At 51.9% G+C, this 20509-nt stretch carries 21 protein-coding genes and 1 pseudogene; 2 read left to right on the forward strand and 20 right to left on the reverse strand.

What is annotated here, in order from left to right:
• Positions 1 to 15: 15 nt before the first annotated feature.
• The 5 genes from MTP41_RS02730 to MTP41_RS02750 all read right to left on the reverse strand — a co-directional run bounded on the left by MTP41_RS02730 (position 16) and on the right by MTP41_RS02750 (position 4554).
• Entirely contained in the window at positions 16 to 1650 is a 1635-nt protein-coding gene (locus MTP41_RS02730; RefSeq protein ID WP_249235738.1) for a recombinase family protein, read from the reverse strand.
• A 214-nt stretch (positions 1651 to 1864) separates the two neighbouring features.
• Positions 1865 to 2107 carry a DUF6870 family protein gene (locus MTP41_RS02735; protein ID WP_008982978.1) on the reverse strand — a complete coding sequence of 81 codons (243 nt, stop codon included), beginning with the start codon at positions 2105 to 2107 and terminating at the stop codon, positions 1865 to 1867.
• 528 nt (positions 2108 to 2635) lie between these two features.
• A complete protein-coding gene (locus tag MTP41_RS02740) occupies positions 2636 to 3118 on the reverse strand; it encodes a hypothetical protein (protein WP_005934739.1) in 483 nt (160 codons plus the stop codon).
• 450 nt (positions 3119 to 3568) lie between these two features.
• Positions 3569 to 4297: an ImmA/IrrE family metallo-endopeptidase gene (locus tag MTP41_RS02745; RefSeq protein WP_071430909.1), complete on the reverse strand. Its 729-nt coding sequence runs from the start codon at positions 4295 to 4297 to the stop codon at positions 3569 to 3571.
• A complete protein-coding gene (locus MTP41_RS02750) occupies positions 4294 to 4554 on the reverse strand; it encodes a hypothetical protein (protein ID WP_015564532.1) in 261 nt (86 codons plus the stop codon). The genes MTP41_RS02745 and MTP41_RS02750 overlap by 4 nt, the downstream gene beginning before the upstream one ends.
• A gap of 267 nt (positions 4555 to 4821) precedes the next feature.
• On the opposite strand from MTP41_RS02750, the gene MTP41_RS02755 reads away from it, so the two are divergent.
• Together MTP41_RS02755 and MTP41_RS02760 are read left to right on the forward strand one after the other, a co-directional pair.
• The gene (locus MTP41_RS02755; protein WP_005934745.1) at positions 4822 to 5250 is read left to right on the forward strand and encodes a helix-turn-helix domain-containing protein; all 429 of its coding nucleotides are present in this window, start codon (positions 4822 to 4824) and stop codon (positions 5248 to 5250) included.
• 206 nt (positions 5251 to 5456) lie between these two features.
• The gene (locus tag MTP41_RS02760) at positions 5457 to 5762 is read left to right on the forward strand and encodes an ImmA/IrrE family metallo-endopeptidase (RefSeq protein WP_442900363.1); all 306 of its coding nucleotides are present in this window, start codon (positions 5457 to 5459) and stop codon (positions 5760 to 5762) included.
• 59 nt (positions 5763 to 5821) lie between these two features.
• On the opposite strand, the gene MTP41_RS02765 is transcribed toward MTP41_RS02760, so the two are convergent.
• The 15 genes and pseudogenes from MTP41_RS02765 to mobQ all read right to left on the reverse strand — a co-directional run bounded on the left by MTP41_RS02765 (position 5822) and on the right by mobQ (position 20465).
• Entirely contained in the window at positions 5822 to 6058 is a 237-nt protein-coding gene (locus MTP41_RS02765; protein ID WP_006573549.1) for a DUF4315 family protein, read from the reverse strand.
• A 16-nt stretch (positions 6059 to 6074) separates the two neighbouring features.
• A complete protein-coding gene (locus tag MTP41_RS02770; RefSeq protein WP_249236148.1) occupies positions 6075 to 8279 on the reverse strand; it encodes a C40 family peptidase in 2205 nt (734 codons plus the stop codon).
• Positions 8279 to 9109 carry a DNA-methyltransferase gene (locus tag MTP41_RS02775; RefSeq protein WP_249236551.1) on the reverse strand — a complete coding sequence of 277 codons (831 nt, stop codon included), beginning with the start codon at positions 9107 to 9109 and terminating at the stop codon, positions 8279 to 8281. The genes MTP41_RS02770 and MTP41_RS02775 overlap by 1 nt, the downstream gene beginning before the upstream one ends.
• 152 nt (positions 9110 to 9261) lie before the next feature.
• Positions 9262 to 9855, reverse strand: coding sequence for a nitrogen fixation protein (locus MTP41_RS02780; protein WP_249236149.1), 594 nt, complete (start codon positions 9853 to 9855; stop codon positions 9262 to 9264).
• A gap of 15 nt (positions 9856 to 9870) precedes the next feature.
• Positions 9871 to 12270, reverse strand: coding sequence for a VirB4-like conjugal transfer ATPase, CD1110 family (locus MTP41_RS02785; RefSeq protein WP_249236555.1), 2400 nt, complete (start codon positions 12268 to 12270; stop codon positions 9871 to 9873).
• A gap of 1 nt (position 12271) precedes the next feature.
• Entirely contained in the window at positions 12272 to 12652 is a 381-nt protein-coding gene (locus MTP41_RS02790) for a PrgI family protein (RefSeq protein WP_005934790.1), read from the reverse strand.
• Positions 12621 to 13109 (reverse strand): XF1762 family protein, encoded by a 489-nt coding sequence (locus MTP41_RS02795; RefSeq protein WP_007046103.1) that lies wholly within the window; start codon positions 13107 to 13109, stop codon positions 12621 to 12623. Before MTP41_RS02795 ends, MTP41_RS02790 begins: the two co-directional genes overlap by 32 nt.
• On the reverse strand, positions 13097 to 13690 hold the full coding sequence (locus MTP41_RS02800) for an MT-A70 family methyltransferase (protein ID WP_094762434.1): 594 nt from the start codon (positions 13688 to 13690) through the stop codon (positions 13097 to 13099). The genes MTP41_RS02795 and MTP41_RS02800 overlap by 13 nt, the downstream gene beginning before the upstream one ends.
• Entirely contained in the window at positions 13680 to 14549 is an 870-nt protein-coding gene (locus tag MTP41_RS02805; RefSeq protein ID WP_005934793.1) for a VirB6/TrbL-like conjugal transfer protein, CD1112 family, read from the reverse strand. Before MTP41_RS02805 ends, MTP41_RS02800 begins: the two co-directional genes overlap by 11 nt.
• Positions 14550 to 14588: 39 nt before the next feature.
• Positions 14589 to 14672, reverse strand: a pseudogene (locus tag MTP41_RS02810) (Maff2 family mobile element protein); the annotation flags it as partial.
• A 90-nt stretch (positions 14673 to 14762) separates the two neighbouring features.
• Entirely contained in the window at positions 14763 to 16433 is a 1671-nt protein-coding gene (locus MTP41_RS02815; protein ID WP_249236150.1) for a recombinase family protein, read from the reverse strand.
• A complete protein-coding gene (locus MTP41_RS02820; RefSeq protein ID WP_002595176.1) occupies positions 16434 to 16631 on the reverse strand; it encodes a hypothetical protein in 198 nt (65 codons plus the stop codon).
• A gap of 242 nt (positions 16632 to 16873) precedes the next feature.
• Positions 16874 to 18211, reverse strand: coding sequence for a virulence-associated E family protein (locus MTP41_RS02825; RefSeq protein WP_008394605.1), 1338 nt, complete (start codon positions 18209 to 18211; stop codon positions 16874 to 16876).
• Complete coding sequence (locus MTP41_RS02830) at positions 18180 to 18824, reverse strand: CHC2 zinc finger domain-containing protein (RefSeq protein WP_025544160.1); 645 nt, start codon at positions 18822 to 18824, stop codon at positions 18180 to 18182. Before MTP41_RS02830 ends, MTP41_RS02825 begins: the two co-directional genes overlap by 32 nt.
• Positions 18825 to 18890: 66 nt before the next feature.
• Positions 18891 to 20465, reverse strand: a complete 1575-nt coding sequence (gene mobQ, locus MTP41_RS02835) for a MobQ family relaxase (RefSeq protein ID WP_249236151.1) — start codon at positions 20463 to 20465, stop codon at positions 18891 to 18893.
• Between the last annotated feature and the right edge of the window lie 44 nt (positions 20466 to 20509).

The raw sequence follows: 20509 nt of genomic DNA on the forward strand, positions 1-20509 counted from the left end.
TTGCTCATCCCCCCTTTATACGGCAATATCCAGTTCATCGGCATAGCCGAGAACGTATTCAATCGTCTGCTGGTATTCATCCCTATATTTGAAGACGATTTCGATTGCATGGTTTTCGTGAATCAGAATGCGGTCAACAAGGGACATCAGCACACGGCGGTTCAGTTCTTCGACGTTTTCATACTGCTTGAAAAGCGTTACCCAGTTCCGTTCAGTCGTGCCGGTTGTCACCGTCTGCTTCATTTCTTTTTTGACCCGCAGAAGCGCGTCCTGCTTGCCCTCAATGATTTTGGTGTAGCTGCTGCGGAACTCGAAGTATTCCGATTTATCAATGACGCCGCCGATGAAGTTCTCGTAAAGCCCCAGCTTGAGCTTTTGGTACCGTTCAATCTCTTCCTCGATTTTGGCGATCTGAGCTTCGTAATTGAAAGCCTTACGGCTCTGAGACGGAAGCCGTTCTATCATCGCAAGCGCGTGTTCCAGATTGATGACAAGCTCGATCTGGTCATGAATGGCACGGAAGACCTTCTCTTCAACCTCTTTTGCGGCGATGCTGTGCGGGCTGCACGTCCGGCTGTGCTTATTGGTGGAGCAGACGTAGTAGATATACTTTTTTGTCTTCGACGGGACGTTCTTGCGGATCATTGGCTGCTGACAGTCTCCGCAGAACAGGAAGCCGGAAAACAGATGCGCCTCGTCCTGATCGGGTGAACAGCGCATATCTCTCTGCATCATGACCTTGACTGCCATGAAGTCCTCGTAGGACACAAGAGCTTCATGCGCATTTTCAACCTTGACCCATTCGGATTCATCCTTGCTTTTCACGACGCGGACTTTGTAGTTGGGAGTGCCGCGCTTGCCCTGAGCCAGAACGCCGATATAAACCTCGTTGGTGAGAATACGCTGGACGGCTTTGTATGTCCATTTTGCGGTATCGCCGGTTTTGAAGACGGTATCAAACTTCACACCGGCAGAATGCTTGTATTCCATTGGGGACAGGACGCCCATCTGGTTCAGACGCTTTGCAATACGTCCGATGGAGAAGCCGTCCTTGTACATGGAAAAGATCATCTGCACATATTCGCTGACCGCTTCATCCACGATGAGCTGGTTTTTATTCTCCGGTGATTTCATGTAGCCGTAAGGCGCGAACGAGCCGACGAACTCACCGCTCTTCTGCTTGACTTCCAAACTGCTTCGGATTTTCATGGAGATGTCCTTGCAGTAAGAATCGTTAATCAGGTTTTTGAACGGGATAACAAAGGAGTCGGACTGCGGATCACCGGTCAGACTGTCATACGCATCATTGATTGCGATGAAGCGTATGCCGAGCTGCGGGAATATCTTCTCAATGTAACGTCCGCCGTCGATGTAGTTTCTTGAGAATCGGCTGAGATCCTTGACCACAATGCAGTCAAGCGCACCCTTGCGGATTGCCTCTTCCAGCTTTTTGAACTGAGGACGATTGAAGGAAACGCCGCTGTAACCGTCATCCACAAACGGCTCACAGACAAGCTCCAAATCCTCATGTCTTGCGATATAGTCCTCGCAGATGGCTCTCTGGCTGGCGATGGAGTTGCTTTCAACTTTGTCTCCATCCTCACGGGACAGGCGGCAGTAGATCGCCGTGCGGTAAACCTTGTCTGGCATAAAAATAACCTCCGTTTTTCTGTTTGGTGTGGTACATCAAATCAGAAAGACGAAGGCTTGCTTCAACTCTTATGAAGAGGAACACGAAAACGCCACATGACCATCAGGGCAAGCGGCTTAATCCGTATTCTTCTTTTTTTGACCGATTTCATTATACCACAGGCTCAATCGCTTGTCCATAGAACCGGGTGAAAAGATTCAGACTGTTCATAAATCAAAGCCCTCTCAGATAGTGTTCCAGACACTCTTCCATCGTCGTGTCCGTCTCGGCGAAGCTGATCTTCACCACTGTCTTCCCGTCCAGATAACAATAAGGATTTCTGATCTGCTTGATGAACTCCCTCAGCCTGTCCTCTCGCGGTGCCGCAGGATCAAGCCGGACGCTGCTTCTCTGAACGAGTGTGCTTCGGTCAACCGTTTTCGGGCTGACGTTTTTCATTGTTTCAATGCCCATCATATTCTAAGCACCTCCTGTTTCGTAGAACTATTCAGGACAAAAGGATATGGCAGAGCATCTTGTGAAGACACTCTGCCACATAGTTTTCATCCTGAAACTATATAGTAAGTTTCTTTTGGGTTTGTTTCGTTGTCCGGCATATTTGCAGCTCGCGCCCCTGCCAGAAGAACTTTGCAGTTCCGGGAATGCTGCGGACTACCAACGGTTAATCGGTATCATGGGACTCTCACCCCTCCGAGGATCGCTCCGAGCCGCCCATTCCTCCGAGCCGCCCATTCAAAGAAAAGACGGAAGTATCATTATACCCGGCATCTGCATCGTCGCAAGCAGCCGCACCACACGGCTGTTATAGCTCTCCGGAGGTCGCTCACTCCCTTTCGGGAGGTCTTGGCGTCGGAAGCTGTGTTGCTTCGCAGAAGCGGAAAGATCCGCAGCACTGAACTATTCAGTTTTCAAGGAGCAGTGAAGTGGTCTGATTGACCCTTTCACTTTACAACGGACATCTTTTTGCCGTTTGTTGAGTACCGCTCAAAAAATTCTTTGAAATTTTTTCTGCACCGCTGCTTTGAGGTCAAATGCAGCTCTGATGCCGATGCCTTTCCTTCGGGCAAACTCTCGAAGAGTCAGTCCTTCACGGGTCATCGCAAGATACAATTCGCGCTGCTTCTCTGTCAGAATGGAAAGAAGCTCCTTCTCTTTGAGGGCGGTGATCAGTTCCTCCATGCAGTCGCGGGAGTCTGCCAGCCATGCAGCGGACTTCACATCGTCCTCCGGCATAGCGTCAAGGGACAGCACGGTATCAGAAATTTTCTCTGCGCCGTCTTCATCCTCAGAGGTGTTGTCAGAGCCATACGAGCGTCTGATCCGCTTTTCCTCTGCGCGAAGGATTCTCATAACCTTGCGGTCAACCTCGGAAACTTCGCCGGTTCGTTTCACGCGCACCATGCACTTGCCGTCCTCCGTAGTCCATAGGTCGTAATCGAACGCGATAGGGGTCTTAGGGATTTTCATTGTTCATCCTTTCCGCTGCGCGGGAGCAGCGGGAAGGGTGAAGACAGAAAAAGAGCCGCATGACGGTGAGGTTTGAATCCCATGCCGATAAAACAGAGCAATTAAACTCTGTCTCATGCGGCATTAGGATGACTTCACCTATCAGGCGGCTCCACAGCTCAGCTATGACATATATTTTATTTTAGAACAGAGGCTTGTCCTCCGGTTCTTACTTGGTACGCGGTCGCAGTCTTCTCATATTCAGCACATCAAAGACTGTGATCCGCCCGCATTTCTTGCACTTGGATTCTACATGACCCCTCGTGTCCTCGTAGACAGCAATGGCATTATGCTGACAATAGGGACATTTCAGGTATCGGGGCTTCTGCTGGGAAATGGCAACTCTTGCCCTGCGGATTTTTTCGATCAGCTCCGGCGTCGGTTCCTGAACCCGAATGGATGCTCTCTTCATTACCACACCTCCAGTGGGTCAACATACTCACTGAATGGACGATCTACCATGTAGCCGAGCTGACGAAGGCGGATAGACGCCGTTGTCTTGGAGACACCGAACAACCGGCAGAAAAGGCGCAGCGTTAAGTGATCACCATACGAATACCTCCCCTCGTAATTGATCAGCGGCGTTTCTACAAACCGACGCATTGCCAGGTCAACCTCTTTTTGAGGAAGCAGGATCGCCGCGCCCAAGACATTTGCTTGCCACTCGTTCCAGTCCTCGCGGGTTTTCAGCTCTCGCGGCGTATAGGCTGTCCGTGCGGAATATTTCATTTCGCAGGACGCCTTTACCTCTTCCGATTCCAGTTGGAAGAGAATCTGATGGGCGCACTCGTGGGCAAGGGTAAATCTGCGCTTGGCGCAGAGCCGCTGCACGTTGCCGGATCGAATGAAGCTCTCGTCCAAGATGACCTGATTACGCTTCAAAGCCAGTGTGCGCGTAATACCAAGTTCCGTGATCTTGTACTCAGTGTCGGCATAGGCAGTGACACCGCAGATGCTTCCGTCCGGCGAGAGACGGGCGAATGATACGCGAAGACCGAGATAGTTCTTTGCAAACTGATCAATGGGTGTTGGCAAAGCTGATCGGTCGGGCTTGTCCGCCTCATCCCCGAAAAAGAACCGGTTGAAGTCCTTTGTTGTTGAGGCTGCAATTTCTTCAAGTTGTCGCTGGGATAAAATCATGAGCAGTTGTCCTCCTTTGCTTCGACAAACCACTTGTCTCCTTCGTGGAAAAGAAACGATTCCTTTCCGCGAATCTGAACTGTGTAACGGATGCCTCCGCCCCCAACCTTTTTGGATGTGGCGCGGCATTTGTAAAGAATCTGGTCGATTTGAAAGATTACACCGTTGTCCCACCAGATAAGGCGAGGGAGGATTGCCCCTTCCTTGTCCACATCCAGCGTAACCGGAACGTATGCCTTTCTGTACTGTGTAGCCATTTGCGTTTCTCACTCCTGTTCCCTCATACCGGTGTATGCCGGTACGGATGATCTTCGGCAGCGTAAATGCCTGTCCATTTGAACTGCTCAAAAGATGTAACTTTTTCGTGTACAACTACTCATGCCCCTTGACAGGATGAGCAATTCAGGATATACTATGAGTAGTTGGATTGCTCAGTCATTATTATACGCACTTCAAGTGCCTTTGTCAATAGACTTGCGCAATTTGATGTCGCAAACTTTTTGTGAACAGGAGTGATTACCAAAATGACGTTTGGAGAGAAATTCAAGGCTGAACGGGAGAAGCGGAAGCTGACCCAGCAGGAAGTAGCCGATGCACTGGGGATCAACAGGCGTATGATTACCCGGTACGAGAACGGCATTTCCTTTCCCCGTACCAAGGACGCTTACAGAAAAATCGCGGAATACTTCAAGGTGGATGTGAACTATCTGCTGACCGAGGACGAAGAGTTTGTGGTTCAGGCATCCGAGCAGTACGGCTCCCGTGGCATGAAACAGGCAAAGGACCTGATTGAAGGGATGTCCGGCTTGTTTGCGGGCGGTACGCTGTCTGAGCAGGACAAGGATGCGGTGATGAAGGCGTTGCAGGATATATATTGGGAATCCAAAGCCCGGAATGTTGAGAAATACACGCCGAAGAAATACAAGAAGACCGGTACGGACGCAGAGGAATAACTGTCTGCGTCTCGGTTTCTTGACGGATTTACTTTGACTGTTTTCAACATGAAAGGGGTGAAGGTCCCGTGATAATTCGCTCCGAGGAAATATACAAAAAGGCGAACAGCATTGTCAAAAGCTGTGGAACAAGAGATACCTTGAAGATTGCCCGTGAGCTGGGCATTCATCTCCATTTCCTTGACAATCTGAACGATCTGCTCGGAATGTACACCTACCGCCATAAAGAGCGGCATATTCTTCTGAACTCCAACATGGAGTATCTGATCATGCAAATGGTTTGCGGTCACGAGATCGGGCATGATACCTTTCATCGCGATCTTGCCAAAGGGAACGAACCGCTCCCGGAGTTCGTGCTGTTCGATATGCGCACAAAACACGAATATGAGGCGAATGCGTTTGCCTCTCACCTGATCATTGACGATGATGAGCTGATTGACCTGATGAAGCAGGACTACGATGTGGTGCAGCTTTCTGCTGCAATGGGAACAAACATCAACCTAATGCCGTGACCGAGAAGCAAGACAGAACCATGACGCAGACCGCAAGGACGGTCAGAAAACGAAATTTCTTACGCATTGTCGATTACCTCCGTATTTTCAGCGGGCTTGGTGCCGCCCTTCATGGAAGACAGGAACGCCATGATCTGATCCTTGTCCATCACCATAGAGCGCACGGTGTTGATGATTTCAAGGTTTTCCAGCTCTGTCTTCTTGTCGTACAGTTCCTTGAGCTGACCTTCGATTTCGGACTTCTTCTTTTCAGCCTTCTCAATGTCGGAGAGGACTTTCTGATACTTGGGATTCATGCAAAACTCCTTTCTTTTAATAGGCGGGTCTTCCGAAGGCGTAGAAATGCTGCTGCCAGTAGGAAGAATTGATGGATGTGTACTGAATGGGGTCGCCGCAGTGGATCATGACCCCATCACCGACGTAAATGCCGACGTGGGACACACCGGGGGTGTCATACGTCCCGACGAAAAAGATGAGATCACCGGGCTGTGCATTCGCCTTTGAAACCGGCGCACAGACGTTGTAAAGTCCTTGTGCGCCCAGCCGCCCGGTATTCACAAGTCCGCTGTTTGTGAGAACGTAGCTGACGAAGCCGGAGCAGTCGAAGGACGTGTCGGGATTGGAGCCGCCCCACACATACGGATAGCCGAGATACTTTTCCGCCTCAGTGATCAGTGTCGCAAACTTCTCGTCGTTCAAGTATTCCGGGTTGACATCGTAGTCGGCGGGAGGATTTGTAATGTACTTGTCCACATAGGGAGAGTCACCGAACAGATCCTCACGGTTGCCCAGCACCGACATATACGTTGCGTACATGGAAAGCTGTTCCTGAGACATGATGTAGACCGGGACATGGGAGAGATTGAAGTTTTCGAGCTTCACGTTGCAGATGTAGTAGTCATACGGGATGCGATAGGTTTCCGTATGCGTGTTGCCGTCTGCGTCCGTCCATGTGTCGGTCTCCGTGCGGTATCTGGTTTCGACGATGACCTCTTCGGTGAGGATGTACTGCTTTTCAAACAGCATTTGGAGCGTACCCTGCACCTCATCCAGCGTGAACTCACCCTCATGGAGAGCCGAGAGAATGGAGATCAGCACATAGGGGTCATGCTCAATATCGTCCAGATCGAAGTGGTATTCGTCATAGTCATGGGTGCTTTCATAGTTATCCAAATAGCTTTGCAGCTCTTGCTCCATCCGGCAATACTGCGCCTCCGCGCCGAGCATCGCGTCATCCTCGCTGAGATAAGAGGAAGCGATAACCGACGAGCCGGTAGAGGTGAGCATCGAACACGAGCTGATTCCGGCACCGAGCAAAACGAGAAGGGCAACTCCGACGCCGATCCAGATGAAGACCTTCTTGTTCTTCTCAAAGAACTCCTTGATCTTGTCGGACACCTTTTCACCGAGCTTCTTGCCGGTATTCTTTGTGGCAGTCCCGGCAGTCTGAGAACCGGCATTTCGAGCGGCGGCATATTCCTTCTTGATGTTCTGCTTCTGATAGTGCTTGTTCATGTTCTGCTTCTTCATCTCAGGATGCTCCTGCTGATTTCTCTCATATTGGAGCTTCGCATCAGCAGCATCCGCCTTGTGTTCCAGCTTAGAAACCTTCTCATAGGGCTTGTTGACGCTTTTTTCTCTGTGATGACTGAAATGCCTTGCGGCGGTCTCTGCGACAATCTCTGTTTTGTGCGCCCCCTCGACCGCCGAGTTTTCCTGCTCGACCTCATGGATTTTGCCGTGAATGCCGGAGGCGAGAGTGTCACCGACCTTGCGGACGGTTTTGTCTGCCTCGAATTGCAGCTTGCCCTTGCCCTTCGGCTTTTTCAGCTCATCCTCAAAATGAAGGCGGGTTTTGCCCTTGCCGGTTTCCTCATCAAAGACACGCTCTTTCTTGAGAACCTTGTGCGTGGGCAGCTTCTGGCGGGCAGCGTCCAGACGCTCATGCGCCTTTTCGGACTTCCTTTCGAGCTTCTGAATCCGCTTCGTGGGCGGGACGGCATCGTCCGAGACCGGCTTTGCGGAGGAAGTCTCTGCCGCTTGGGAGAGAACGGCATCCGCGTCAACGGCTTCAACCGCAGAGGTCTTGCGTAGCTTGTGCGTGACAACCGTTTCGGCAATCACCGTGCCGGTATGAGAAGAAACACCGTGCTGCTCCAAAACAGGAGGCTTGAACGGCGTTTCCGAAGGCAGCGGTTCGGGTACATTCTGGGGTAGAGTTTCTGTCCTTTTCTCTTCTGTGACAGACGTTTCCGAGGGCGGCTGTGTGTCGTTATCCTCGGCGTGTTCCGCCTGAAACTGACGCTGCTGACGGCGCATCTGCACCTTTTTCTGTTCCTCCGCAGAAAGAGCTTCGGAAGGCTCGACTGTCTCAACCGGCTTGACCAGCTCCGCATCTTCCAGCCGCTTTGACACACGCTGCTCGGTGCCAGCCGTCAGGTTTTCCTCGACCGCGCCCTCCCGCGTCATCCGCACGACTACCTTGTCACGGGCTTTAAGTTCCGGTTCCTTGGGCATCAGATTTCACCTCCAATCCGCTTGTAGGCAAGCTCGGTGTATTCAGGGTTCAGCTCGATGCCGACGAAATGACGCCCCATCTGTGAGGCAACCATGCCGGTTGTGCCGCTTCCCATAAAGGGGTCAAGCACAATGCCGCCTTCGGGACAACCGGCAAGAAGACAGGTCTCAACCAGCTTCGGAGGGTAGGCGGCGTAGTGACCGCCCTTGAAGGGAACAGTGTTGATCTTCCAGACATCGCGCTTGTTGCGGAGCGGATTGATGTCTGCGTCCTTGATCTCGCCATGCTCACGGGGGCGGTTGATGGACTGCGGCTGAGGCTGACCGGGAACGGGCTTTCCGTATTTGTTACCGCCCTTCATGCCGCGCTTGAGGCGTTCTGCCGTTGCAGGGGCAATCGGTTCGGAGATTGCCTTGTAGTCAAAGAAATACTTCTTGGACTTGGAGAACAGGAAAATATGCTCATAGCAGCGGGCGCAGCGGTCTTTCACGCTCTCCGGCATGGGGTTATCCTTCATCCAGATGATGTCGTTGCGCAGATACCAGCCGGTATCACGGAGGGCAAACGCCAGCATCCACGGAATGCCGATCATATCCTTCGGCTTGCAGCCCTCAACCTTGTTGTTGAGAGCCACAGCCTGACCGGTTCTGCCGTTGGGGTTCTTCGGGTCAATAAATTCGCCCTGATTGCCCTTCCCGGCGTAGGTGTCCGAGATGTTCAGCCAGAGCGTTCCATCCGGACGCAAAACGCGCCTGACTTCGGTAAACACTTCCGTCAGGCGCGAGATATATTCCTTCGGCGTTGTCTCTCTGCCGATCTGAGCCTCCATGCCGTAATCGCGGAGTGCGTAATACGGAGGGGACGTCACACAGCAATGAACGCTGTCATCGGGCAGAGTTTTCAGGATTTCAAGACAATCGCCGGTATGAATGATGTCAAGCTCTATAAAAACCAGCTCCTTTCTTCGGATTTGAGCGCATATCAGTCGGAGTAATACTCGTCCGGCTCGTAGTCCTCATCTTCCATGAAGTCCTTGTCGAGATCGTCAATCTCGTCCGCCCAACGGTCGAAGATTTCCTCGGCTTCCTTCGCCGCCTCACGATAGAGGCTCAGCCGGTTCTTCTCAAAGGCGGCAAAGGCGGGGATGAACTTGCCGAACTCGCGGATTGCCTTCACATCCTGCGTGCGCATATCTGCGACGCACTGGATGATTTCGGACATCGTGAGCAGATCGTCGATCATCAGTTCATACTTGTCCTTGGGGATAGAAACGGTTTCATCATCACCTGCGTCAGCGAAAGGGGTATTCTCGTCGCTGTTGCTGCTTTCGGGAACATCAACCTTGAAGTAGAAACCGATCATATCCACAGATACCTTGGTCATAATCTGACGTGCCTCCTTGACCTTTTCGTCGATGTCCTCCCTCACTTGGAGGTAGGCGCGGTGATGCTTCTTGAGGTCGCTTTCCAGTCGGATCAGATCGGTCAGCTCCCACAGAGCCTTAAACAGCGCGGAGGTGTTCTCTCCGTATTCGATAGCGTCCGCATAGGGAATGGTAATCATCTTGTTGTTCATATTCAAAAATCCTCCTTAGTTCTGTACGGTTTCTTCTAAACGGGTGGTCATGATGCGGTAAAGCTGGGTGTCCTTCGGGAAATCGTCCTTGAAGGGAACGATGGTCGAGCCATAGAAGATCAGCCCCTCACCGGCGTTGGAGTTGGTGATGTAGTTCTGCTGGCTGGGCGAGATGTTCAGCGCCTTCGAGAGAATCTGCCGGTCGCCGGACGCCTGATTCAGAAGGTAGACGAAATCCGAGTTTTCAAAAATGTTCTCTACCTCGCGGGACGCAAGCAGATCCTTGACGTTCTGCGTGATTCCGGTCGGGATGCCGCCCCATTTTCTGAAACGCTTCCAGATTTCCACGCTGTACGCGGCGGTCTGTTCCTCTTTCAGCAAAAGGTGGAACTCGTCCATGTAGTAGCGCGTTGCCTTGTGCTGGGCGCGGTTGATGGTAACTCTGTTCCACACCTGATCCTGCACAATCAGCATTCCGAGCTTCTTGAGCTGTTTGCCGAGTTCGCGGATGTCATAGCAGACGAAGCGGTTGTTGACATCCACATTCGTTCTGTGATTGAAGACGTTCAGAGAGCCGTGAACATAGATTTCGAGGGCGGTTGCGATGCGCTGTGCCTCCGGCTCCTTCTGATTTCTCAGAATGTTGTAGAGGTCTTCGAGGATCGGCATTTTCTCCGGCTTGGGGTCTGCAAGGAACTCCTGATAAACCATGCGGACACTGCGGTCAATGATGGTCTTCTCAACCGGCTGCAAGCCGTCCTTGCCGCCGACAATCAGCTCACACATGGAGAGGATGAAGTCGGATTTCAGCGTCAGCGGGTTTTCCTCTTCGGAGTAGTTCGTGTTGATGTCCAACGGATTGATGTAATCCGTGCTGACCGGTGAGATGCGAATGACCTGACCGCCGAGCTTCTGCACGAGGGGGAAATACTCGGCTTCGGGGTCGCAGACGATGATGTCATCCTCCGTGATGAGGAAGGCGTTCGTCATTTCGCGCTTGGCGGAGAAGGACTTACCGGAACCGGGTGTACCCAAGATCAGCCCGTTGGGGTTCTTGAGCTGCTTGCGGTCAACCATGATCATGTTGTTGGACAGCGCGTTCAGCCCGTAGTAGAGAGCTTCGCCGCCCTGAAAAAGCTCCTGCGTGGTGAACGGCACGAAAACCGCTGTGCTGGAAGTGGTCAGTCCGCGTTCGATTTCCACTTGATTGACGCCGATAGGCAGAGAGGACATCAGCCCTTCTTCCTGCTGGAAGTCGAGACGCTTGAGCGCACAGTTATACTTTTGGGCAATGGCTGCGGTCTGGAACACCGCGTTTTCGAGCTTCTGGCGGTTAGTTGCTGTGTTCATGATGAGGATGGTCACGAGGAACAGTCTCTCATTGCGGGTCTGGAGATCCTGCAACAGACGCTTCGCCTCACCGCCGAAGGTAGCGAGATCGGACGGGATGATGTCCATGTCGTAGCCGGAGCGGACTGCCTTTTTCTGCTCTTCAATCTTCATCTTGTCGAGGTCGGTGATCTTCGACTTGATGCTCTTGATTGCCTTCGCCTGGTCAATCGTCCGGATATGAAAATTGACCGTGATGTTGCTGTCCATCTCAAGGAAGTCGGCAAGCATACGGTCATTGAGTTCCGGCGCGAGGATTTGCAGGAAACTCGCCGCGCCGATGGTTTTGCCCATCTTGAAGCACTTGCCTTCACGGAAGTCAAAGGAAGTGGGCGCGATGAAGTCCTTCGTGCTGAGTCCTGTTCGGGCTACCATGTCAAAGGAAAAGCGGAACGGCTCATTGGTGTCCATGTTGAATACATCATGAAGCACTTTCAGCCGCTCATAGCCGGACAGCGGCTCGGTTCTCACACCGAGGGTTTTGAAGTTGTTGAGAATGTCGGTTTCAATGCGTTCGAGCTTCGGCTTTGCCGTGCGGAGGGAGTCCGCCTCAATGCCGAAGGTGATGTACTTTTTCTTGACCAGTCCGTTGTTGCCCTTGGTGAGCTGGCTTTGCAGCATACCGGAATACTCGGAGCGGATGTCGTTGAAGGCGTCCTCCTGTGCCGGAATGTTGATGCGCTTGCGGAACTCATTGAGACTTGCCTTCTGATTGATGAAGGAGAGCTGGACGAAAATCGAACTGTCGAAGTAGTTCAGAAAGTCGCACCAGTTCTCAAAGATGGCAGTTTTGTCCTCGTTCTGCGCAAGCTGGTAGTTGATGTCCTCAAAGGCGATGGACTTCGTGTAGAGGCGGCTGTTCACCTTGCAGATACCGTCACGGCACATCTCCACATAGGGGATGGTCTGCTGGGCGGACTTGCGGACTTTCTTTGCCTTCCTGTCCTTTTTCTTCTGCATGACGATCCGCTTCTTTTCCTGAGCGGAAAGGGCATCGCCGTAAACGACGCCGTTTTTGACCGTCATCTTAGGCTTTGCCTTTGCTGTGCTGTTGTTCAAGCTGCAATTCCTCCTGTTCTTTGATTTTCTGCTGAATTTCAGCGTAGAGATTGTTTGTGCGATAGGGACGCACCTTGTCCCGGATGAACATGGACTGTACGATGTGGTACAGATACTTTTCGGCGGGCTGACCGTCCTTCTCGTAAAGCGCGAAGAAGATAAACGGGAGCATGATAACCACCATCAGCATTGCCGCCGTAGACAAGTCGAGATGTGCCTTCGCCAGAAAGAAAATCGGGACACCGACTGCCGCAGCGATGGAAAAACAAATGAGCTGCCGCTTGGTCAGGTTGAACATGACCTTCGTTTTGACGCGGTTAAGATCCTTCGGGACCGGAACAAATGCCATTGACTGTTTCCTCCTTTCTAAGCTGCTTTTCATAGCGCAGCTTCATTTGTGCGGGATATTGATCCTCCTTCGGCTGACGCTTGCCTGTCCAGCGAAGCCCACCCGCTTTGCCTTGACAGATCCAGCCGGAAGCACGAAGGCTTGCACCGTTTTCGCTTTCCAGCGTGTAGGTGATGATGCGCTTATAGCCCATAGCCGCAGCAGCTCTTGCCGCCGCGCCGTAGAGAAAGCTGCAAGCGTTCTTCGCCCCGTTGGTGCATAGCCTTGTAACCTCCAATGTGAAGCCGTCATCCAGATACCGGCTGACGGGACGCCCGACGATGATTACACCGACCAGCTCACCGTCTGCTTCACAGCCGATGGAAAACTTGTGACCGGCAACCGGCTTATGATGCCGGTGATACTTCCGGACATACTCGTTGGCGTCTCGAAGAGAGATAGGTCTTAGCCGCAGCATGGTGTTTCCTCCATTGGAAGATGTGCCGTGCATTCGACCTCGTTGCCCCAAACGTCCCAGCCTTCGGGAGACTGACGGGCAAAAAGCTCTACGCGGGGAAGGTCTCCCATGAGCCGAACAATGCGTTCCCGCGCCTCATCCGGCTTTTTGGAATGCTCTTCGATGTGGCTGAGGATGACCTGACGCACACCGGCGTCAACTCGCTTCGGATGTCCCTTCGTGGCAAGGATGCAGATTTCCGCGTTTGCCCTTGTCCAATACCCCATGCCGGTGAAGAGGTCATCGTTCTTGCGGTTTTGCTTCACCCATACAAAAGCCACGGTCTTATAAGAAAAGCCCCATGCCGTCAGCACTTCGAGTGCTTCACAGAGGCATGGGAACGTGATCCAGAGGAACAGAGCGCAGTCCTTCGCAGCCAGTTCGCCAACCGGAAGTGCCTTGATGTCTTCAATGCACATTGTCGGGTAGTGGCTTTCTGCCGACCGTCCCTGTCCCTTTTTGGAGTAAGTCCGATACGCCCAAGGGGGATCGGCGTAGATGATGCTGTACTTCTTCATGCTGCCGACCTCCTTAGTGCGCATGGAAAATGGATTTTGCGAGGCTTCCGGTCTTGAACAGCGAGAAACACAGAATGACCGTGTACGCCGCCACAGAGAACAGAGCCGAGTGAATGTTGTCTGCAATAATCATGCCGTTGATCAGCACCGCATAGATGCCGACGCAGACCATGATGAGAAAGCCCTGAAATGCCAAAGCGAACAAGCCTTTCAGATAGTTCGTGCCGATGCTGCCCCATTCGCGGTTGCTCATGGTTGCGATGGGAATAGGCGCGATGCTCACGGTGCAGTAAATCTCAATCATGCGCCCGTAGAGGATAACCGTAATGAGGATCGCCATGATTTTGAGGCATAGACTGATCAGAAGCGTTTCTATCGACAGTCCGAGCAGTTCTCCGACGCCCATGTTCTCCATGCCGGTACGCATCTGCGCAATCGTCGCGTCAATGTCAATGCTGGTGTTGCCGTGGATTACTCCGGCTGCACCGGAAACTACGTTCTGCCCGATGTCGAATACTGCCATCACGATGTCAAACGTGTGTGTCACGAGATAGATCGCCACAGCCGCCTTGAAAAACCACTTGAAGAACATCCAAGTGTCCATGTCGTGAAGGTTGTTTTTCTCGGTGATCATGGAAATCAGCTCGTAGCACAAAACAAAGGTGATGATGATACCAGCGATGGGGACTATCACGTTTTCGGATAGTCCCCGGATCATCTGGTACACGCCGCCGTTCCAGCCGGACGGTGTTTGCCCAACTTCGGCGGCAATCGTTCCTACCTTCTCGTTGACATCGGTGAACATATTGGTCAGGTTGCTCTCGATCCATCCGATCAGCATATCCTTGAGAGCCTGTTCGATCTTTTCTAAAATGCTGCCCAATATTTCACCACCCTTCGGTTAAGCTGGGCTTGCCGTGGATTAGCCGAACAAACCGGAGAGCAGGGGGATGAGTGTCGTGCCGATCAGCACCACACCACCGCCAGCCATGAGCTGTTTTATCCCCAATTAGGTGTAAAACTCTGCTCGATGGCGGGCGGCGGCGTACAAAAAATCTATATGGTGTTTTTAAGAGAACCGTCCCGGCGGGACAGGTCAGGCAGTGACCTGTTCCACCTCCGGGATGGGTTTGAGATTAAAATGAATTTCGATAGAAATGTGTCTTGTTTTATCTTCGTCAATGCGCTCATGCACGACGATTTCTTTGATTAAGCGGTTGAGGGTGGCTGCGTCCAGTTCTGTAATGTTGGCGTATTCCTGAATGGCTTCCACCCATTGTTTTGCGTCATTGGCAAGCTGGACTTCATCGGACAGCCGCTTTCTGCCCTCGGACACTTTTGTTTTAAGTTCCGTCTGCTCGGTCTGTGTCTTTTCCAGCATGGTGTTGAAGTTCTGCTCACTGATACGCCCTGCAATCATATCTTCATAAAGCCGCATTACCATTTTGTCCAGAACCTCAATCCGTTCCTCGTCCCTTGTAAGGGAGCGTTCCATTGCTTCCCGCTGTTCCCGCTGCTCGGCTTCACAGGTATTGGTCAGGCGGTCAGCAATCGCTTTCCCGTCCATCAGGGCAGCTCTGGCACATTCCCGGATTTTCCGCAGCACATGACTGTAAAGGGTGTCATAATCAATCCGGTGCTGGGTGCAGTGGTTCTTTCCAAAGGCATTGTAGGTCTTGCAGGAGTAAATCTGCTGGGGATGTTTTGCGTTTGTGTAGCGTACCGTCAGAGACTTCCCACACTCGCCGCATTTTATCAGTCCGGCAAACAGGCTGATTTCATTGGTCTGCCCCGGACGCTGGCGGGATTTCAGCTTGTTCTGCACAATGTCAAAGCTCATGCGGTCAATCAGCGGTTCATGCTGTCCTTCCACTACAATCCAGTTCTCCGGCTTCTTTTCCCCAATCGTGCCGATTTTGAAACGGTAGTCCTTTTTCTGGGAAGCAATCGCCCCAGTGTAAACGGGATTCATCAAAAGGTCTTTGATAACGGAAAAGTCCCACATATACCGCCCGTTTTCCGGGTCTTTCTTTTCCCATTTGGTGCGGGTATTGCGAAGCCCCCGTTCCCGGTTCCACCATGTGGGGCAGGGGATTTTTTCTTCCTCCAGCCGTCTGCGGATATAGTTCGGACCATGACCGTTTAGGGCATATCCGAAAATCAGCCGCACAATCGGGGCGGTTTCCTCGTCAATGAGCAGATGGTTTTTGTCCTCCGGGTCTTTCCGATACCCAAACGGGGCAAGACACCCGGTAAACTGTCCTTTCTGCGCTTTCAGAAGATAAGAGGAATGGACTTTCTTGGAAATATCCTTGCTGTACATCTCGTTCAGGATATTCTTGAACGGGGCGATGTCGTTGTTATCCCGCAGGGTGTCGATACCGTCATTCATGGCGATATAGCGGACACCGTTTCTTGGGAAAAAGTCCTCAATCAAATGCCCTGTTTGCAAATAGTTACGCCCCAGTCGGCTGAGGTCTTTCGTGATGACAAGGTTGATTTGCCTGCGCTCAATGGCTCTCAACATTCTCTGTAAATCAGGACGCTCCATATTAAGACCTGTGAAGCCATCGTCCTGATAGACTGCCACAACCTCCCATCCCTGCTTTTCGCAGTATTTTTCCAGCATATCACGCTGGTTTGCGATACTGGCACTTTCGCCTTGCAGGTCATCGTCCTTTGACAGCCTGCAATAGACCGCCGCACGATAGCCCCCGGCAAGTGCTGAACCGATTGTTCTGTATTCCATTTCGTTCATCATAGCCATTTACCCACACAATCCAGACGGTATCTGGCTCTGTTGAACCTCATCTTCATTATACTTCAAATCTTTCTTTTTAGCAAGATATTCTTTTGTATTTGTTTTGCCGTATTTCTGGGAAATCAGGCTGACGAACACATCGGTGGCGTCCAGTTCCCCGTCAAATACGGTTGTCACTTCAATCTTGGTCTTATTTTTCGCCATAGGCAGTTATCCTCCATACATGAAAATAGCCAGACAGAGAACGGTCGGCAACGAAGTCCGGCAACGGGCTTCAAAAGACCTTGCAAACAATCTCAATCTGGCGTTGATTACTATTTATACTTTTCTTTTATTTTTCTGTTGTTTTGGTTGTCAGAGAGGGAAAAAGCCCGGAAATAAGGGATTTTCCCCGGCAACCGGCTCGGCAACGGGATAGCAACGAAGTCGGCAACGGGCTGTCATTTTCAGAATGGAAGCTCCATCTGCTCTGTGACCTCCACAAAACCGTCCATAGATTTTTCGGGCGGGTTGTCGGTGTCCGTTGCCGGGATTTCACGCTCCCAGCCCTTTTGTCTGCCGTATTCCGCAAACATCCTCGGATTGGAAAAGTAGTTCCACCCGGTAATGCACTGGTTCATTATCTCGTTGATTTCCCGGATTTCCCATTGCTTCGGCTCATCAAAGGTGTGGTTTAAGGCTTCCTTGTAGAGCTGCTTGGAGCAGACCGTTTCCCCGGTGTACTTATCAAGGTAAGCCTGTATCATCCCGGCTTTGGTGTCCTCCGGCATAAAATCCCGCTGGTGTTCTTTGAGATACCGCTGCATGGCTGGGCTGAATGACAGCTTGAACATGCCGCTTCGGTAAATCTCCATTGCTTCCGCCCACATCTGGCTGATATAGGCTCTGGAAGCGGCTTCGTCCTCCAAAATGTGAACCTCGGCTTGCTCCGGGTACACCATGACCGGGATAAATCGGCGGTTGCCGGAACGGTCAAGGGGGAGAAAGTCAAGGGCGTTGGAAGTGCCGCCGAACACGCATTGACGGGGGCGGTCTGCCGGGTGAGTTTCATAGGGAATTTTGTAAACCTCTTTCTGGCGGCTTAGAAAGGACTTGATTTCCTCAATGCTCTTGGCATTGGCGGTTGCCATCATTTCCGACATTTCAATTATCCAGTGACCTTGCAGCTTGCGGTACACGTTATCATCGTCCAGCTTCCGCAAATCATCGGAAAACCACTCGTCCCGGACTGCCAGCAGCCGGAAGAAGGTGGATTTGCCAGCCCCCTGACCGCCTACCAGACACAGCATGATTTCAAACTTGCTTCCGGGCTTAAATGCCCTTGTAATCGCCCCCAGCATGAACAGCTTCAAGGCTTCATAGGTGTAATCGTCCACATCAGCTCCCAGAAAGTGCCGCAGACAGAAGCGGATGCGCTCAGTCCCGTCCCATGCAAGGCTGTTCAGAAAATCCCGGATGGGGTGGTACTTATTCTCATTCGCCACAATCCCGATGGCGGTTTCAATCTTTTTCTCACTGGTAAGCCCGTAGGTTTCCTCCAGATAGAGAAGCAGATACTTCATGTCCGTATCGGTCAGGGCTGTGCTTTCTCTGTGAAAACCGATGGGCTTTATGATGTCCTTGCGGTCGGTCAGGATGTTGTAGGCGATTGCCCCGGCAAGCACAGGGTCACGCTGGAATACGGTCAGGCAGTTCCGTATGCTCTGGCGGACGCCGCCTTTCTCGGTGGTTTCCAGAGTTGCCTTTACTTCCTCAACGCTCTGGGGCGGCTGCATGGCGTTCATGGTGTTTTTTAGTTCTTGCTGCGTCTGCGGCTGCAAGCTCTGCCATTCGCTGTTCAAGCTGTATCACATCCTTTCCGTAGTCCATAATCAAAACCGCTTTTTCCTCTGTCTCCCCGAACAGCAGCACATCCAGCAGATATTCCACATGGGCTTGCTTCTGCAAGGCTTCCACGAACCGGGGATGAAACGCTTCCTCCGGGGAGTGCGGGGCATAGTCGGTTTTCCATACCCGTAAGAGGTGTAGATAATCGGCAAGGACACGGAAGCAATGTGCCTTTGCTTCCCGGAACTGTTCTTCCGGGGATTTCTGCCGGGGCTTGGGCTTCCTTGCCCTGCCCGGTGGCTTCCAGTCCTCATAGGCAAGCCCGAAGTCACTCGCCAACTGTGCGGCGGCTTCCTTTTTCCCCAGCCCGTACAGGGCAGCTACAAAATCAATCACATCCCCATCTGCACCACATCCGAAGCAGTGGAAACGCTTGTCCAGCTTCATGCTGGGGGTCTTATCGTTGTGGAACGGGCAGCAAGCCATCCCGTTTCTGTTTACCCGGATTCCGTAATGCTCCGCAGCCTGTCTTGTCGTAACGGACTGCTTCACAGCTTCAAATACATTCAAATCAATTCCTCCTTGTAAAAAAGAAAAGGCACTTATCATTCTCAATCTGAAAATGGCAAGTGCCTGTTAAAGTTCCATATCCTGTTGTTTGTGTTTCGTCTGCGCCGGGGCGTTTTTCTGTGCTTTCTTCTCGTCAGCCTTATCCTGCAAGACTTCTTTGAGGGGCTGCTTCTTGGGCGGCTCTTTGCTTTCCTCTGTGCCGGGTGTGGCTTTCCGTACCCAGTAGCGGATGTCCCGCAGCTTCTTCAAATCTTCCTGCACCTCGGTCAACGGTACTTTCAAGTCTGCGATTTCGCCCACAAGCTTCGCCTGTTCCTGCAAAAGCTCCTTTTTCGTGCTGTCCTTATCATCCGGGTGCTTGGCAAGGTAGGCACTGGCTTTCTCAAACCGGGCAACCTCCGGGTGTTCCAGCTTGAATTTTTCCTTAGTTTTCTTGAAAAATATCTTCTGGTATTTCTCATAAACGGGCTTACATTCCTTACAGTCCGTCCGGGCGGCAAGGATAGCGTCAATCACGTTGCTGCGGGTTTCCTTTGGCTTCATCTGCTTTCGGTAGTCGGCGGCAGATTTCCCGGACGTTTCTATAAAGTTTTCCAAATCCTCCACGGTGGAAAGTCCCTTTCTCTGAAGATAGGACAGGGCTTCGCTGACTGCCTTTAAGTCTTTGGAAGTTCCACGGTTTTGTCCCGCCCGTGTCCAGTCGCTCCGTTCTGCCTTTCGTACCTCCATGTACTTCATCAACAGATTGGGAAGAAATACCGCTTCCTCCGCAGCTTTTTCCGCAAGCAGTTCTTTTCGTTTTTCACTAAGCTCGATAATCCAGCCTTTGAGATTTTTAATAAGCTGCCGGATAGACTTCATCAGGCTGTTGGCGGCTTTGATTTCCCGGTTCAGATTTCCGATGTTGGTCTGAATCCCTCGCTTTTCCATCTGCCGGACAGCAGCACCCTCATGGACGGTAGGGATAATATCAAGCCCCTGTCTTTCATAAGAACGGAGATCCACCCGCTCCGGGCGGTTGTTGGCTTCCAGATAGCGGTTCTGGATGATCTCCCATTCATGCCGCCAGATTTCACAATACTTGCGGTCGTTCCAGTCAACCGTATCTTCCTTGTGACTTTTCCATCTGCCGGACGGAAGTTTTATCCGTTCCCCGTTCTCGTCAAGGTCATAAACCTTGCGGCTCTTGGGAAGCCATTTCCCATGTTCATCCATTGCCCGCATAGTCAGCATGACATGAGCGTGAGGGTTTCCGTCCCCTTTGTCATGGATGGCAAAATCCACGCACATTCCTTTGGAAACAAACTGCTGATTGCAGAAATCCCGGACAAGGGCGGCGTACTGGTCGGGCGGTATCTCTCTGGGAATGGAAAACACCCACCGCCTTGCAAGCTGGGAGTTCCATTGCTTCTCAACAGCTTCGGCGGCGTTCCATAAGGTATTGCGGTCTGCATACTCTGGCGGGGCATTTGCCGGGAGCAGGATTTCATTATGGACGATACCACGCTTTTCTGGGTAGTGCTTCACTTGCTGGTCGTATTCACAGAACAGCTTTTCGCCGCTTTGGTAAGCAGCGGCGGCAACAGCAGACTGGCGGTTGCTACGCTGGACGATGGAGATTTGATTGTGTGGACAGGGCATTTAGTGTTCCTCCTTTCCGATTTTAGGTATAAAAAAAGCAGGAG

This window comes from Faecalibacterium sp. I4-3-84 (assembly GCF_023347255.1).
GTDB lineage: Bacteria > Bacillota > Clostridia > Oscillospirales > Ruminococcaceae > Faecalibacterium > Faecalibacterium taiwanense.

What these genes read in the sequence shown, in the direction of transcription:
- MTP41_RS02730 (WP_249235738.1), bottom strand. Translation starts at nt 1,650, where the DNA reads ATGCCAGACAAGGTTTACCGCACGGCGATCTACTGCCGCCTGTCCCGT.
- MTP41_RS02735 (WP_008982978.1), bottom strand. Translation starts at nt 2,107, where the DNA reads ATGATGGGCATTGAAACAATGAAAAACGTCAGCCCGAAAACGGTTGAC.
- MTP41_RS02740 (WP_005934739.1), bottom strand. Translation starts at nt 3,118, where the DNA reads ATGAAAATCCCTAAGACCCCTATCGCGTTCGATTACGACCTATGGACT.
- MTP41_RS02745 (WP_071430909.1), bottom strand. Translation starts at nt 4,297, where the DNA reads ATGATTTTATCCCAGCGACAACTTGAAGAAATTGCAGCCTCAACAACA.
- MTP41_RS02750 (WP_015564532.1), bottom strand. Translation starts at nt 4,554, where the DNA reads ATGGCTACACAGTACAGAAAGGCATACGTTCCGGTTACGCTGGATGTG.
- MTP41_RS02755 (WP_005934745.1), top strand. Translation starts at nt 4,822, where the DNA reads ATGACGTTTGGAGAGAAATTCAAGGCTGAACGGGAGAAGCGGAAGCTG.
- MTP41_RS02760 (WP_442900363.1), top strand. Translation starts at nt 5,457, where the DNA reads ATGTACACCTACCGCCATAAAGAGCGGCATATTCTTCTGAACTCCAAC.
- MTP41_RS02765 (WP_006573549.1), bottom strand. Translation starts at nt 6,058, where the DNA reads ATGAATCCCAAGTATCAGAAAGTCCTCTCCGACATTGAGAAGGCTGAA.
- MTP41_RS02770 (WP_249236148.1), bottom strand. Translation starts at nt 8,279, where the DNA reads ATGCCCAAGGAACCGGAACTTAAAGCCCGTGACAAGGTAGTCGTGCGG.
- MTP41_RS02775 (WP_249236551.1), bottom strand. Translation starts at nt 9,109, where the DNA reads ATGGAGGCTCAGATCGGCAGAGAGACAACGCCGAAGGAATATATCTCG.
- MTP41_RS02780 (WP_249236149.1), bottom strand. Translation starts at nt 9,855, where the DNA reads ATGAACAACAAGATGATTACCATTCCCTATGCGGACGCTATCGAATAC.
- MTP41_RS02785 (WP_249236555.1), bottom strand. Translation starts at nt 12,270, where the DNA reads ATGACGGTCAAAAACGGCGTCGTTTACGGCGATGCCCTTTCCGCTCAG.
- MTP41_RS02790 (WP_005934790.1), bottom strand. Translation starts at nt 12,652, where the DNA reads ATGGCATTTGTTCCGGTCCCGAAGGATCTTAACCGCGTCAAAACGAAG.
- MTP41_RS02795 (WP_007046103.1), bottom strand. Translation starts at nt 13,109, where the DNA reads ATGCTGCGGCTAAGACCTATCTCTCTTCGAGACGCCAACGAGTATGTC.
- MTP41_RS02800 (WP_094762434.1), bottom strand. Translation starts at nt 13,690, where the DNA reads ATGCGCACTAAGGAGGTCGGCAGCATGAAGAAGTACAGCATCATCTAC.
- MTP41_RS02815 (WP_249236150.1), bottom strand. Translation starts at nt 16,433, where the DNA reads ATGGCTATGATGAACGAAATGGAATACAGAACAATCGGTTCAGCACTT.
- MTP41_RS02820 (WP_002595176.1), bottom strand. Translation starts at nt 16,631, where the DNA reads ATGGCGAAAAATAAGACCAAGATTGAAGTGACAACCGTATTTGACGGG.
- MTP41_RS02825 (WP_008394605.1), bottom strand. Translation starts at nt 18,211, where the DNA reads ATGAACGCCATGCAGCCGCCCCAGAGCGTTGAGGAAGTAAAGGCAACT.
- mobQ (WP_249236151.1), bottom strand. Translation starts at nt 20,465, where the DNA reads ATGCCCTGTCCACACAATCAAATCTCCATCGTCCAGCGTAGCAACCGC.